The 14,229-nt window shown below is 69.0% G+C and carries 12 protein-coding genes and 1 pseudogene; 5 read left to right on the plus strand and 8 right to left on the minus strand.

Annotated features, from left to right (window positions below):
* Positions 1-110: 110 nt before the first annotated feature.
* Positions 111-557: a DUF1772 domain-containing protein gene (locus tag OG956_RS38180; RefSeq protein WP_330342566.1), complete on the minus strand. Its 447-nt coding sequence runs from the start codon at positions 555-557 to the stop codon at positions 111-113.
* 90 nt (positions 558-647) lie between these two features.
* On the opposite strand from OG956_RS38180, the gene OG956_RS38185 reads away from it, so the two are divergent.
* Positions 648-1,226: a TetR/AcrR family transcriptional regulator gene (locus OG956_RS38185; RefSeq protein ID WP_330342567.1), complete on the plus strand. Its 579-nt coding sequence runs from the start codon at positions 648-650 to the stop codon at positions 1,224-1,226.
* Between the two features lie 195 nt (positions 1,227-1,421).
* On the opposite strand, the gene OG956_RS38190 is transcribed toward OG956_RS38185, so the two are convergent.
* Entirely contained in the window at positions 1,422-1,628 is a 207-nt protein-coding gene (locus OG956_RS38190; protein ID WP_330342568.1) for a DUF6207 family protein, read from the minus strand.
* A 115-nt stretch (positions 1,629-1,743) separates the two neighbouring features.
* Here OG956_RS38190 and OG956_RS38195 point away from each other — a divergent pair, with 115 nt between their 5' ends.
* Together OG956_RS38195 and OG956_RS38200 are read left to right on the plus strand one after the other, a co-directional pair.
* A complete protein-coding gene (locus OG956_RS38195; protein WP_330342569.1) occupies positions 1,744-2,688 on the plus strand; it encodes a restriction endonuclease fold toxin-2 domain-containing protein in 945 nt (314 codons plus the stop codon).
* A gap of 27 nt (positions 2,689-2,715) precedes the next feature.
* A complete protein-coding gene (locus OG956_RS38200; RefSeq protein WP_330342570.1) occupies positions 2,716-3,162 on the plus strand; it encodes a hypothetical protein in 447 nt (148 codons plus the stop codon).
* A gap of 554 nt (positions 3,163-3,716) precedes the next feature.
* On the opposite strand, the gene OG956_RS38205 is transcribed toward OG956_RS38200, so the two are convergent.
* The 3 genes from OG956_RS38205 to OG956_RS38215 form a co-directional block, all read right to left on the minus strand.
* The gene (locus tag OG956_RS38205; RefSeq protein ID WP_330342571.1) at positions 3,717-4,547 is read right to left on the minus strand and encodes an 8-oxoguanine DNA glycosylase OGG fold protein; all 831 of its coding nucleotides are present in this window, start codon (positions 4,545-4,547) and stop codon (positions 3,717-3,719) included.
* Entirely contained in the window at positions 4,544-5,512 is a 969-nt protein-coding gene (locus tag OG956_RS38210; protein ID WP_330342572.1) for a PIN domain-containing protein, read from the minus strand. Before OG956_RS38210 ends, OG956_RS38205 begins: the two co-directional genes overlap by 4 nt.
* A 110-nt stretch (positions 5,513-5,622) precedes the next feature.
* Complete coding sequence (locus tag OG956_RS38215; protein WP_330342573.1) at positions 5,623-6,450, minus strand: SDR family oxidoreductase; 828 nt, start codon at positions 6,448-6,450, stop codon at positions 5,623-5,625.
* A 296-nt stretch (positions 6,451-6,746) separates the two neighbouring features.
* Here OG956_RS38215 and OG956_RS38220 point away from each other — a divergent pair, with 296 nt between their 5' ends.
* A complete protein-coding gene (locus tag OG956_RS38220) occupies positions 6,747-8,198 on the plus strand; it encodes a hypothetical protein (protein ID WP_330342574.1) in 1,452 nt (483 codons plus the stop codon).
* A 713-nt stretch (positions 8,199-8,911) separates the two neighbouring features.
* Here OG956_RS38220 and OG956_RS38225 read toward each other — a convergent pair.
* Both OG956_RS38225 and OG956_RS38230 read right to left on the minus strand, forming a co-directional pair.
* Complete coding sequence (locus tag OG956_RS38225) at positions 8,912-9,631, minus strand: hypothetical protein (protein WP_330342575.1); 720 nt, start codon at positions 9,629-9,631, stop codon at positions 8,912-8,914.
* An 11-nt stretch (positions 9,632-9,642) separates the two neighbouring features.
* Positions 9,643-11,973 carry a fibronectin type III domain-containing protein gene (locus OG956_RS38230; RefSeq protein ID WP_330342576.1) on the minus strand — a complete coding sequence of 777 codons (2,331 nt, stop codon included), beginning with the start codon at positions 11,971-11,973 and terminating at the stop codon, positions 9,643-9,645.
* Positions 11,974-12,292: 319 nt separating this feature from the next.
* Between OG956_RS38230 and OG956_RS40385 the strand changes: the two are divergent.
* Positions 12,293-12,539, plus strand: a pseudogene (locus OG956_RS40385) (IS701 family transposase); the annotation flags it as partial.
* A 1,091-nt stretch (positions 12,540-13,630) separates the two neighbouring features.
* Here the strand turns inward: OG956_RS40385 and OG956_RS38240 are convergent.
* On the minus strand, positions 13,631-14,095 hold the full coding sequence (locus OG956_RS38240) for a DinB family protein (RefSeq protein WP_330342578.1): 465 nt from the start codon (positions 14,093-14,095) through the stop codon (positions 13,631-13,633).
* Between the last annotated feature and the right edge of the window lie 134 nt (positions 14,096-14,229).

Consider the following 14,229-nt stretch of genomic DNA (forward strand, 5'->3'; position numbering starts at 1 on the left):
GTGTCGGCCCGCTGCGTCAGCACTCCGAAGCCCTCTCGGGCTCACCCCGACGGGGCAAGAGCCGTCGATATGAAGGGGCGACACCAGCGCATGTCGGGGCTGCGGTGTGGTCAGACGAGAGCGGAGACGAGCAGGGCGAAGGCGGCGATGATGACGGCGACGCGGACGTAGTGGAAGCGCTGCCAGCGGTTCAGCTGCTCCTTCCAGTCCGCGGGCCGGTTCTCAGGGGTCCAGGTCTTGTTTCGGTTGTTGATCGGAACGAGCAGCAGCATCGACATGATCACGCTGACGATCAGCAGTCCGGCGGCGGTGACGACGAGTCCGGCGCCGTGGTGGTGCCATCCGGCGACGGCCCAGATCGCGCTGAGGACGAGCGAGCCGATGTACCAGAAGGGCATCAGGGCGCCGAGCATCCGGCCGCCGTGGGCGTGGCCGAGCTGGCCGCTGTCCTCGGGAAGCGCGTCCAGGATCCGGTTCATGATGAAGGCGACGGAGAACTCCACCCCCACCATCAGGCCGACGACGACGGTGGTGACGACCTCGAGTGCGTTGAGCATGACAATCCCTCCGTGAACTAGCGTTGCTAGATGATGAGGCAACGCTAGTACTGCTGCCGCTCGGTTGTCTAGCGGTGCTAGAATCCAGTCATGTCGGTACAGGAACGCAAGCAGCGTGAACGGGCGGAGCGCGAGCGCCTCATCGTGGCGACGGCCCGCGAACTCGCCGAGCAGCAGGGCTGGGACGCGGTCACCACCCGCCGGCTAGCCGAGCGCATCGAATACAGCCAGCCCGTCCTCTACAGCCACTTCCGAGGCAAACGCGAGATCATCGGCGCCGTCGCCCTTCAGGGGGCCACCGAACTGGCCAGGGCGGTGCGGGCCGCGACCTCCGCCGCGGACGGCCCGCGCGCCCGGGTCGCCGCCCTGGCCCGCGCCTACCTCGACTTCGCCGCACGCAACCCGGCGGTCTACGACGCCTTGTTCCAGCTTGACGGCGGCCTGGCGTACGCGCAGGAGGACACCCCCGAGCCTCTGAAGGACGCCTTCGCCGCACTGCTGGAGACTCTCGGCGAGGTCGGCGGCGACGGCGTCAACCCGGGGCTGTTCACCGAGCTGTTCTGGGCGTCCCTGCACGGACTCGCGACCCTGACCCGGGCGGGACGGCTGCTGCCCGAGGACGCCGAGCCGAGGGTGGAACTGCTGGTGGACCGGCTCGCTGTGCTCTGACTCACCATCCCGGCAGGGCACGCGGCCGGAGCCCTCGGGCCCAGTCGCTGCCCGCCTACGGCAACGCTTCGGGTCACTCGCGTCCACACGGGGCAGCGGTGCGGCCGGGTCCCGCGGCGGTGAGCTCCCTGTGGGCCGTCCGCAGATCGCCGGGCCCCGTACCCCAGACGGGCACCCGCCCGGGAGCTGCGATACTCATTGATCACGACCCGATACGCCCTGGAAGCAGCGCAGCCGTACACCAAGCTCACCGGGCTCCCGGGTCGTTCGGGCCGCCGGTGCGACCGCGCACCGCGTGGCGAGCAGCTCCTGGACCGCGAGCGCGGTTTCGTCATCGGCGGCCGCGACCTCCACCACGGCCAAGCCCGGCTCTGCCACGTGCGCGTCAGTGATCGGCCTCATGCCTGGCACTACGCGCCGGCGCCAGCAGAAGTTCTCCGGTCCCGGCGTCTTCACCCGACCGAGTGCGGAAGGGAACTGCGGCTCGCCGTGGACGCTGTCCAGGACCTGGCTGTGCGTGATCGGCGACCAGTTCCAGGCCGTGAGCGTTGCGCTGGATGTTGCGCGAAGTACGAACCTCCCCACGGCCTGCACAATGCTCGCCAACGCCTGCGACGCCTACGCCGACCACGTCGACACCGCCAAACAACGCCTTCCCATGGAGAACAGCGGACTCGACGGTGACTTCCTGTGGCCCTGGCAACAGCCACGCTTCGGAGGCGACGGCCACGACGGCGGCCTGCACGACCTCATAGCCGGCGACAAGCGCATCACCTCACTCGGCAACATCCCTCACGCACTGGACAGCTCCCAGTCCCGAGTCAAGATGCCGCAGCCGGACAACGGCGGCCTCTTTCCCAACCTCCCGCCGCTCCTCGGTCCCTTGATCCGCGTCCCGACGCTGGTACCGGCCGCCTATCGTCCCCTGCCTTCCAACACTCCGCACATTCAGCCGATCCCTCCGGCGATTCCTCCAGACCCGCGGTTCCCACCGCTCACGCCCAGCGCGGGGCAGAACTTCCAGACATGGCTCGACTCACTACGCAAGGGCGACATCTCCGGCGGCAGGCCGGCCGAGCAGGCCTACCAGAGGCGCGTGGCGGGTTTCCCCGAGTTCGAGGTACCGATCCCAGCAGGGATCAGTCCATCCAACACCCTGATGGTCGACGGATTCCGCAACGTCGACGGGATGGCGGTCGAGGCAAAATACGTGAACAAGCCGAACCAACGCTGCTACCGCTCGCTGGAAGACCTCCGCAAGAACCACGCGACCGGCGACAGAGCCTTCCTCTACAAAGATGACCGCCTGGAACTCCGCAAGTACGCCGCCGCGCTCAACGACCCACGCAACAAGGAGATGCGCGGAGTCGAGACGGTCACCAACAACCAAGACGCCGTCCAGTACTGGCGCATCATGATGGCGGCCTACGGCGTCAAAGGCCACGCTCGCTACGTTCCCTGACCAGCCCATCCCCAGGAAAGTACCGCTATGGAACCCGAAGAGATCGCGGAACTGCGCACCATGTACGTCTTCACCCCACCGCGCGGGCAGAGCTGGGGCCTGACCTTCGAAGGACTCGAGGCGCGGCTGCGTGAGCGGAACCCGGACACGTTCATCCGCATCGATGACGAAGGAGACGGCCCGGTCCGCGGATCATCAATGATCTTCGGAATCACTTTCGACGACGAGACCCTGGAAGGCTTCGCCAGCCTGGAACCCGAGGGCGTGTCCGTCCGGGAGTGCAACGCCCACACGGCAGCCCGGGTCGCCCTGTGGCTGCGGAACAACGTGGCACCCGATGAGGTCCCCGTCATGTTCAACACGGACTGGGGAATCGAGGAAGGCATGGAACCCACCCTCGTCCCCGACGCCACCCGCCCACGCATCGTGGCAGCACTCGTCCAGCACATCGAAGAGACCGGCGGCCTCGACTGACAGCGCCCCCAACGCGGTCGCCGCAGACGCGCCCACCACTGCCGATCGCCGCCGGCGCCACGGCGTGGCTGCGACTGGTGCGCCCGAGGACACGGCCGGCCGCCTCCGCCGAAGGAGACCCTTCATTCGCATCTATCGCCGCCACCCCAACGCCGTCCTGGTCGACGCCGTCACCCTTCTCAACCAGGAGCTGAGCCCTACCGCCCGCCTCACCTACGCCGTCCTCGCCGCAGACCAAGCGGTTGACGAGGACAACGACACCTTCGACATGGACCGCATTAGCCCACTTGTGGGCTTGGCCGATTCGGACGCCCTGCAACCAGTCCTAGCCGAACTCATCGCGGTCGGTGCGACTGACAAGCGTGAACACCACGGGATGGGCCTCGTCCTCTCCGTAAACCTCGAAGCGATACATCCAGCAAGCCAGCAGCCATGCGTGCCCTGCGACCAAGGCGGACAGCAGCGTCCCTGGCTGTTCTCCGATCTCGGTGCCCCCCTGCGTGTAGGCGAGAGGTGTCCGTTTCCACGGCGCCCCGTATCGGCACAGCGTGCCGTCAGCCGGATGTCTCCCAGCTGGTGGTGAACAACCCGCATTCGAGCAGGTCGGGGGCTGTACCGGACGGCCAGCTGTCGCCTGCGGCCAGCTGGCCGGCGGCGGCGTGCATGAAGGAGAGGTAGACCTGGTAGCGGTGGGGCGACCAGTTCCCGTCCGACCAGACCCAGGCGGCCACCGAACCGTCCACATCGTGGCCGCTCTCGCGACCGACTGCGGCGGCCATCCACCTCAGGCATCTGGACAGCACCCGATCGAGGATGAGCGGCCGCACGCCGTGGACGGGCGGCAGCGTGCTACCGGTGAAGTAGAGGAACTTGGTGAAGAAGGCTGGCCCAAGCCCGGGAACCTGCCCCTGGAGCGCGGTGTACGCCTGTGGTGCACCGTGCTCGCGCAGTGCGGTGACGGCGGTGGCCAGCGCCGAGTCCAGGCCGTCGAAAGCCAGGATCTTATGCAGGGTGGCCGGGCCGCTGCCGCCGGGAGTGCCGCGCTTTCCCTTGCCCCACACATACGTCGCGACCAGTGCCTCCCTGAACGCCTCCCGCCGCAGCGCGTCGGCGACGGCCGAGGCCACCTCCGCGCGGCTGACCGCAGCGTCACCGCCTACGGAGGTGGGCGCCAGCGTCTTCGGCCACGGAATGATCTGCGCCCACCGGTTGGGCGTGTAGCGGATCGTGTGCGCGCCGGGTGTCCCGTCCGCGTAAACCGACGCATTCACCTCCCACCAGTGGCCCAGCGCTCGCACAACGGCGTCGGGCAGCAGGCGTGCGGCCATCTCGCGGTCCACCGCGTCCGCACGCTCCTGGCGACCCTGCTCGTCCTGTTCGGTCACGAGCCGTTCCCTGCCTGACGTGCCGACGGCCGTGAGGAGGATGCAGCGGATTCCTTCAGTTCGGGCTGCTGCGATACACCCCCTCCCGGCACGAGCTCGGCGGCTGCCTGTTCCAGTTCCTGCCAGCGAAGTTCGCCACCCTCGATCAGGTACGTGTCGGGCAGGGGCCGTGCATGCAGCCCCCAGGTGCGGGCGCGGGTCCGTACGCCGATGTCGCGGCTGACGACGACCACCTCCGAGGGAGCGACGGCCTGGTACAGACGCAGTGCCGAGGCCACCAACTCGTCGTCCGGCACGGGAAGGCGGGCGTGCCCAGGCTCATCAGCCGCGATGAACACGGGGGTCCCGTCATCCGCGATCGCCTTCTCGGGCCCTGCTTCCAGCACCGACTCCAGCAACCGGAACACGCCGCGTGCCCGCCGGGAGATCTTCTTGTCCCCCGTCTGGTAGCTCTTGGTGTCGATCTCGTCGACCACGACGTGCGGCACCATGACCGTGGTGCCCTTCCCGAACACCTTCTGCCAGGGGACTTTGTCGAACCGCGTGAAGTGCAGCGTCGTGTTCGTGTCCAGCACCGCGTACCGCACGGCACCGGCACGTCCGTACCGCTCCTGCATGGCACGCACCCGGTTGGCCACGGATCTGAAGTAGTCCTGGAGCTCGGCGATTTCCACGTGCATCATCAGCCGGGCCTCGTCCAACGGCGCGGTGAGGATCGCCCGGTAGCGGCCCGCACGGAGATGTCCCGCGATCTCCCGGTCGCTGAACCGCCGGTTGAGCTCCTCGGCGGCCTTCCAGGTCCACTCGTCGTACCGTTTGCGCACGGCCCGCATCTCGGCCGCGGCTTCCGCGCCCGTTTTCATCGTGTGAGGGATCCGGATGGAGACGTCGTTGAGGCTCCCGGCCACGAGATCGTTGTCCAGGAAATTAATTGCGTCGGTGCAGGTCGTTCCAGCTCTCAGCATGCCTTTGTTCTCTCCCCCCGGGACGGGGCTCGGTGCGCCCCGTCCGACCCATCCTGCCAGCGTTGCTTACGTCCTATGCGAGTTCCGCAGCTCGGTGTCGGGCTGGGCGGTCACGCTGGTGTGGTGCAGAACTGGTGAGCACCGCGCAGCGTGGTGCGTAGCTTCCGCTGGGTGGCCCGGCAGTCGAGGCGTACGTCGAGGGGGCCGGGGAGTGTGCTGTGGGCCCGCAGGCCCGTGGGCAGCCGGGAGGCATCCAGGCCGTCACGCCTGGCGATGAGGATGCCGAGCTCGTGACGGCTCACAGCGTCGGGCCCCGCGAGATGGTGGACGCCGACCGCGTCGCCGCACGCCAGTTCCAGGAGGGCGGCGGCCAGGTCGGCGACGTGCACCGGGCAGCGGATGTCGTCGGTGAACAAAACGCCCTCGCGGGTACCGGTGGCCAGTTCATGCACGACGCGCTCATGCACGGAATCCCCGTCGCCGATGATCAGCGACGTGCGGGCGACGACGGCCCGCGGATCCACGAGGAGGATCCCGGTCTCAGCTGCCGCCTTCGCCGCTCCGTACGGGGTGACGGGGTCAGGGAGGCACGACTCGTCGTAATGGACTCGGGCGCCGGAGAACACCGCGTCGCTGGACACGTGGACCAGGCGGCTTCCATACGTCGCCGCCGCCATCGCCAGCCGGACAGGCCCCTGCGCCGTCACCGCCCAGTCGGCGTCGCCGCTCGATGCATTGACGACGAGATCCGCGCCGACTTCGGCCATCACGGCGTCCACGCGTCCGGGATCCCGCAGGTCAAGTGGGTACCACACGGCGTGGGAAGCGGTGCCCGGCCTGGTCGCGTAGGTCGCGGCCGTTACGTGACCGGCCGTGGCCGCCTGCTGGATCAACTCGGCGCCCAGGAAGCCGCTTCCGCCGATGATCAAGACCGTCATGACGTGACACGGTAGACCGTCTCGGCCGGTACCCGACACGCCACCACAGAAGGGCGAGCCGGAGACGAGACTGCAGAACGCCGGTTATGGGCCTGCAGGGTGCTCGTGGCTGTCCCCGACTGGCTCCGCCGCCGGGGGGAGCGGAGCGGTGCGGCTGTGGCTCACCTTCGGGCACCCGGTGGCCGTCCTCGGCTTCCTGGTGCCGTCCCACGGCGTGGCCCTGGCGGGCCTGCTCGGCGGGCTGGGCAGGAGGGGATCCTGGCGGCGGTGTCACACCGGGCCGCTACGGTTCGGCCATGGCCGCGCACACCTCGGGTCCCAACGGACTCGTCCCCGTACACATCGCTGTCCACGACCCCGCCCAGATGGAAGAGCCCGATCCGCAGGCCGCCGACTACGCGCGCAAGCTCTTCGCGGCCTCGGCCAGGTACGCGGGAGTCTCCTGGATCGAGCATGGGACCGAACCGCGCTGGCTCGACATGGACACCAGCACCTGCGCCGCCGCCATCAACCCGAGCCACTTCTCCGGTCACGGCGCCGACGAGTTCGACAGGTTCCTGTCCGGGGCGGCCTCGCGCGGCGAGCCCGCGCTCATCGTCGCAACGATGGGCACCGCGGACGATGACAAAGACCGCGTGCGGTCGGTCTTCGGCCGGCCCGGCGGCCGCGTGGACTTCCGCCACTTCACCGGCGCGATCATAGGCAAGCGGCTGCTCGCGGGGGCGGAGGTCTTCCTGGCTCCCGATCTGGACGCGGCCGACCGCGACCTCGGACTGAGACTCCGCAACCGCCCCGCCAGCGCCCCCTGGTGGGCGATGACCCTGCAGGCGAGCGCCCTGGAAGGCCCGCGCGGAATGACGGTTCGCGAGCCCGAAGGCGAGCTGGTGCCGATCCTCGTCGACAGCCTGGGCGAGCCCGTCGTCGCACGCTGGACGTCCGGCGACGGCCAGCAGATCTGGTACGTGATCCCGGACGGGGTCGACTGGAACCAGGTGGTCGACTGGCTCGTCCAGCGCGCCCTTCCCGAGTACGTACCGGCCGCACTGCGCCGCGTCCGCTCACGCCACCATGTCGACCCCGCCCTGGAGACCCCTGCGGAGACGCAAGCACGCGGCGCCCTTGAAGAGTTGGAGCGCCGCTACCTGAAGGACAGGGCCGGCCTGGAAGACGATCTGGAGCGGGCACGACAGGAGGCCGACCCCGTGCGCAACGGCCTACTGTACGGCAGCGGCAGCGAGCTGGAAGACGCGGTCGCCGTGGTACTGCGTGCCGCCGGATTCGCCGTCACCGATCTGGACGAGGAATTGGGCGGCACCCTGTCGGCGGACCTGCTCGCCGTGCTGAATGGGTCCACCTGCCTGGTCGAGGTGAAGGCCGCCACGGGGGCAGCAGGCGAGAAACTGATCTCGCAGCTTCAACGCCATCTGGAAAAATGGCCGCAACTGCGGCCCGGTCAGCCAGTCACCTGCGCTGCCTTGATTGTCAACCACCAGCATCGCCTCGACCCCGCCGAGCGCTCTGCCGAGGTGTATCAGCACAGGGTCGTCGATACGCTCCCCTTTCCCGTGATCGCCTCCGGCGACCTGTTCCGCTGGTGGCGCACGCAGGACTGGTCGGCCGTGCAGGGCGCTGTGCTCGGCCAGGCCCGCCCAGGAGGGAAACAGGACGAGCCCCCTGCCGGAGGGCGCGAGACCCCTGCGGCCCGCCGCAGGCGGTGGCGTCCCTGGAGCAATGGCGGAACCGCGTAGAGGGTGCGGCCGCCACCTCGCGGCCCACGAGATGGAAGTCGACCGCCTGGCCACCGCCAAGACCGACTCCTGCATCATCGTCCAGCGCCCCGGCCGGCGCCTGGCCGACCTGCTCCACGACTTCACCCGTCGCTGACCGCAACGGGCCAGGTCCGTCGCCTTCTCCCAGGTCTTACGTTCTCAATGCGCGGCCTTCCTTCCGCCGCGTCCGGCGAAAGGAGTGCACGGGACGTCCTCACCGGACCGTAGGGGAAGGGACGGGTGGCGCCGGCAGACTGGCGGGATAAGGATGACCTTGTCGAGGGCCGCCTCGGCCCCCTGTACCCAACCGGTACGGCGCGGGTGGTCTGGGACGAGCAGGGGGTTCGGGTGGCGGATGTTTCGCCCGCGCAGGCGCTGGCCCGAGCATCGGACCACCATTGGCGAGGGCGGGAGGCAAGCGGCGCGGCAAGCGCCGCGCCCAGACCGCCGGCGCGCCCTCGAGGGCCGACAACTCCCGCGCTACCCGGCGCATGATCTGCCGCGGAATCCGGCGCGCAATCTGGCGCGCGAGCTCTGCGGGACGGTGCGCGTTGCCACGGGTCACCGCGCTTTTTTGAGTGTGGTCGGGGGGTCTGACATCTCCCTGGAGCCTCCCTCAGCCGCCCACGACCTCAGTGTCGAGGGCGACCTGGGTCTCCTTCGCTTCCGTCCAGCCACTGGTTTTGAACCGCTCAGGCCCCGAGGGAGGCGCGTACGGCGTCGATCTCCTCGATCAGTTCCTCGAAGCACTCGAAGCCACGGTCGACGTCGACGCAGCTCATGTCGACTCCGCACGTGGCCTGCCGTTCCCTCAGCAGCGGCTGGTCCGGCATGGAGATCGGGAAGGCCAGCGGGTCGAGGGACCGCTCCAGGAGCACGTCGAGGTCGCGGCGTCCGGGGCCGGGTTCGCCTACGGCGAGGCAGCCGTCGAGGTCGTTGAGGTAGACCACGCCGGCGGCCAGTCCCTTGGTCCACTCGGTGAACAGCGCCGCCAGGCTGGGGGCCGCGCGCACCGCGTCCCAGGCGTCGGGGGCGATCTCGTAGCGCCAGATCTCGCCCTCGTGGTCGCCCGCCAGCACGAACGTGTAGATGAGGTACTCGAAGTGGAACAGCGGCAGCTGATGACGCCAGGGGAACGGGACGCCGATCGACAGCGACAAGTTGTCGAGTGCCTCGTTCGCGTCGGTCGGCCAGGCGAGCAGCCAGCCGCCGTTGGGCAACAGGCGTTGCTCCGTCCACCCCTGGCCGTGGAGCCAGGTCACCTGCTCGGCGACCCGGTCCACGTCGAACAGCCGGTAGACAAGCTCCGGCGGGGGCGGAGCCCCGGGCGGGGCGGCCGGCTCGGGCCAGCTGAGGCCTGCGGCCGTCGCCGCCGCCCGGTACTCCTGTGCCGCGTCGCGCAGCACGGTCATGTCATCGAGCATCAGGGCGTCGTTCCCGCGGGCAGCGTGGGCTCCATGCACAGGCTGGCCCCGCTGGAGTTGACGCGGAACCCGAAGCTCGGGGCGTTCGCCGCGACCCACGGCTTGACCGGCAGCACGATATACCTCTCGTTGTCGTTCACCCTGCATTTCCCTGGGAACGCGCTGTTGTCACGCATCTGCGGATGTGTCTCCGCGCCTGGCACCAGTCGTAGGTCGGCGGTCAGACCCGAAAGGTCGACTGCTTGGTCCGTCGCCCAGAACGGGAACTCGTCGCAGGTCTTCCCGGCACCGACCGCGGGCCGCGGCAAGCATGGATTATTGCGCGCGAACCGCTCGTCGTTGTAGTACCAGCTGCGCTCATATCCCTTGGCTCTCGCGGCCTGGCCCCTGATGCTGCGCGCCGGGCCGAACCATTTGTTCCGCTCTGCAGGCTGCGGCCACCTTCCGTTGCCCATGGCCTCCACGATATGTTTCCCGGTCTCCTGCATGGGCTCGAACCGGTAGTTCCGGCCGCCGGGTACATAGACGGCGAAGTTCTCATCACACGGGGCGATGCTGGTCGACGCCTGCTTCTGGGCGGCGCAGGCCTGGTCGATGTTGGCTCTGAGGTCCGCGTCATCGCTCGACGTCCAGGCGAAGGGCAGGTTGTACTTGCTGGCCAGCTCCTTCGTGGTCTTGAGTACTTGGGCGTAGGCCGTCAGGCTGTGGTACCACTGGCCGTTCTCCAGGCCCCACTTATCGAAGGTGTTCAAGTCGTCGGTGTAATGGATCGGGTACTCGAGGATTCCGCCGATGGCTATCGGACTGGGTGTGAGGATCGCCCAGAGCGCCCCCAACGTGGTCCCGATGGCGATCGCCGCGGCGATGACGACGACCCAGAAGACGGCGGTGGCGAGGACGCTTGCGGCTGCCGCGGCCTCACCGACCACCACGGGCGGCGCCAGCAGCAGCGCGCAGGTGGGTGTGTTCTCTTCACACCACACGACCGGCTCGACCAGGGTGCCCGGATCGAGCAGTGGTTGCACCCCGCCGGTGGCGCCGCTCAGTGAGGAGAGCACCGGTCCGCCGCCGGGCGACGCAAGGTCGTGGAGGAGGCGGGTGACGTCGTCCGAGCAGTCGAGTTTCTGGTTCTTCTCCGGCGGCATGTACTTGTGGATGCAGCTGGCGTTCGCGACGGCGTAGCAGCCGGGGAAGACCTCGGTGCTCCCCCCGGGCACCTTGACAACAGAGCGCATACTCTCCGCGACGTAGAAGTCGCCGCCCTGCGCGGCGCATTGCGAGGCCTCGCTGGTCACCTGCTGGGTGACCTCTTCGGGTATCGCGGGGGCGACGTCCTTGGTGGTGAAGTCTCCGGAGAAGTCCCGCCGCTTGCTGCCGTCCTCGCGCATTGCGTCGATCCGCAGTGAGTACGGGGTGGACGACTCGAGCGGCTCGATCGTGTACTTGATGACGCTGTCTGCCGTGCACGGATCCGCGCAGTAGTCCTTCAACGAGAACTCGTCGTAGAGCTGACCGTCGAGGAAGACGCGGTAGGTGGAGTCCTCCTTGGGGTCGGGCTGCCACTTGGCGTCGGCGCCGCCGGCTTCCACGTCGAACTTCAGCTCGGCCTTGGGGTCGGGCTCTGGCGGCAGCTCCTTCGTGTGGAAGGTGGTCTTGGCCGGTACCGCCGACTTGTTGCCGGCCAGATCGACGGCGACCACGGACACGGTGTGGTCCGCGTTCGGCGAGAGGCCGGTCATGGTGTACGAGCGGGTGCCGACATTGGTCCGGATCGGGGCGCCGCCGTCGATCCGGACCTCGTACCCCGCGAGACCGTAGTTGTCGGTGGCCGCACTCCAGGAGGCCCGGGCGGTGGCGGACGTGATGTCGCCGACGGACAGCCCGTTGACGTCGCTCGGGGCGATCCGGTCGACGACGGTGAAGGATCGCAGGAGACGCGCGGACCGCTTGGGGTCGCGCTTCGCGCGCACACAGGCCAGGTTCTCGCCCAGCTGCGGCGGCCGCAGCCGGGTCGCCCACGACGACGCCCATGCCGCGACACCGTCCGGCGGCGGGCCGAGGGTGAAGTCGGTCGTCACCACTTTACCGAGGGAGACGTCCTCCATCTCCGCGTGCTTGTGCAACACGCCTTTGAGGTCGATCTTCCCCTGCTCGTCGACCGCGACCTCCGAGTGGGGCGACGTCATGTCGAGCCGGATGGAGGCGTGGTTCTCGTCGTCGGCCGACTTCCCGTCCTCCCCGGGCGCCGCCATGCCCTCGCACGCGGCCGGCGCGAGCCGCTTCTGCTCGGCGGCCTCCGCTTTCGAGGGCGGCAGGTTCACCAACCCCACGGGAAGGGTGAGCGACACGAGTATCGCCGTCGCCCGTAAGCCCTTAAGGAATTTCCTCTTCCGCATGATCCCCCCCAGCCACGCAAGCGCCATCAAGCGCTATCAAGTGGCCCCCGATTGTAGGAGGAGCGTCAATAGTTGTCAGTAACTCGACAATCGCCAGCTGGTACTTGGTGGCATCCGGCTCCGGGCCGCTATACCAGCTCAGACCCTTTAGTTGGTAGATCCGGACATGCTGTAGATCGATGCCGTCCACAGCGACGGTGAGGCGTCTGTGACGAAGGGGTCTCTCCAGAGCCCCGGCAGTCTGTCTCACACCGGCCTGGATGAGGGCCAGGTGACCTGCTGGAACTCCTGGATGCGCTGGTCGCTGTTCTCCCTGATCGCCGCCGTCCTCGCCCTCACCGTCGCCGCCACGGCCACGTACGACCCTGTCGTACCCGCCCGTCTCATCCCGCTGACCTGTCCCGAACTCGTCCGGCCTCCTGCGGGCGTTCGTCCTGACACCACCCGTCAGGGAAGCCGAGCACGTCCTGCACTGGACGGCCTGGCGCCGACATCAGGCGGGCGAGCCAGTCGGGGACGCCGGTCGTGCGGGTGCACAGGCCGGAGTCGACGATGTTCCGGGCGCGGGGCGGTGCGGCTGTCGGGAGCATGGCCGCGGACCGTACGAATGGGCGTGGCTACCGTCGCGCGCTGCGCCAGGGCGGGAAATCGCGGGGGATCTCTTCTCGTACCGATGGCGTACCCCGGTGCGGCCGGGGACCAGGTTCCTCTAGCAAGACCTTTCAGGAGCGGGCGGGGAAAGATGCCAGGGATCGGCTGCAGAAAGTGGTAGGTCCTGGTGCCCCCGGGGTGAGCGCGTTGCGGCTGGTCGTCTCGTCGGCGTTCCCGGCTGCAGCATTTCCCGCAGGATTCCTATGCGGAAACGGCCGCAGATCCTGTGATGCGCCTGCTGCGCGGCCGGACGCCGCCGCGACTAGACACCCCCTCTGAGCAGTGGTTCTTCGGGTGCCGACGGGCCTCCGCAGACCTGACATGGTGCTTGCCCTGGGCGCAACTCGGCGCCCTCGAGCAAGGGGGAGCCGGGGTAGCGGGGACCGCGTCACGGTCGAGCTGTACCGGATTCCGCGAGGCGGCAAGGCCCGGCAGCCCCGCCGCGTCCAGCTTGCCGCCCAGATCGGGCCCGGCGACAACGCCGAGCCGGTCATGACGATCACGCAGCCGGGCGAGGACTGACGCCCTCGGCGGGCGCGGCCGGCCCCCGGGCTGTTTCGCCGGGGCCGGCGGCCCCGGACCCGCGCCCGCATACCCGGGTCCCGTCAGGGGCCCGGCCCTCGCTCCGGAGCCCCCGTCAGGGGGCTTCCTCCAGCCGGCCGACGGCGCCCGTGTGGGGGAGTCGGCTGTCGGCCGACGGTTGTTGGGTGTGGCGGCTGCCGCGCTGTGGTCCCCATGCTGCGCCCCATCCCGGGGCCGGCGGCGCCGGGCCTGTACTTGCATACCCGGGGCCCGTCAGGGGTCCGGCCCTCGCCCGTGCAGAGCCTCTGGCAGGGGGCTTCCCCGAGCGGGCCAATGGCCCGCCTTTTTGCTGGCCCGGGACCGCCGTGCTGCGCCTGGCCGTCCCGGGGCCGGTCAGGGGATCGGCCCCCGCCGTTCACTACTGTTCGGCGAGTCCGTCGATGCGTTGGCGGAGGAGGTCGGCGTGGCCGTTGTGGCGCGCGTATTCCTCGATCATGTGGGTGAGGATGTAGCGGAGGGAGTAGACGTCGTTGCGGTATCGCCCGGTGACGTCGGGAGAGGGGGCGGCTTCCACGATGTCGCGGGATCGGGCGCATTCCCCGTGCCAGATCGCGAACGCATCTAACGGGTCTGCGGTGTCGACGGCGAAAGCGCCGCCGTCGCGTCGGGGCCAGTGCACCTCGCTGTGCTCGCCGTTCAGCACGTTCCGGAACCAGGTCCGCTCGACGTCAGCCATGTGCCGCACGAGGCCGAGCAGTGACAAGCCCGAGGGCTGCACGGCCTTTTTTCTGAGCTGTTCGGCTGTGAGCCCTGCGCATGCCATGGCGAGCGTGTCGCGCTGGCGCTGCAGGAAGCCGGTCAGCGTGGCGTGCTCATCGGCCACTCGCGGAGGTTCGGTCCTCTCCCGGTTGTCCATCGGGTCATCATGACAGCGAGGGGCGCACGGCAGTCGGATCTGTGCGGCTGACCTGCGCCACCGATGACCGGCTGCCGCTCGACGGTTCGGCTCAAGCCTTC

It is taken from the genome of Streptomyces sp. NBC_00557, from assembly GCF_036345995.1.
Lineage (GTDB): Bacteria > Actinomycetota > Actinomycetes > Streptomycetales > Streptomycetaceae > Streptomyces.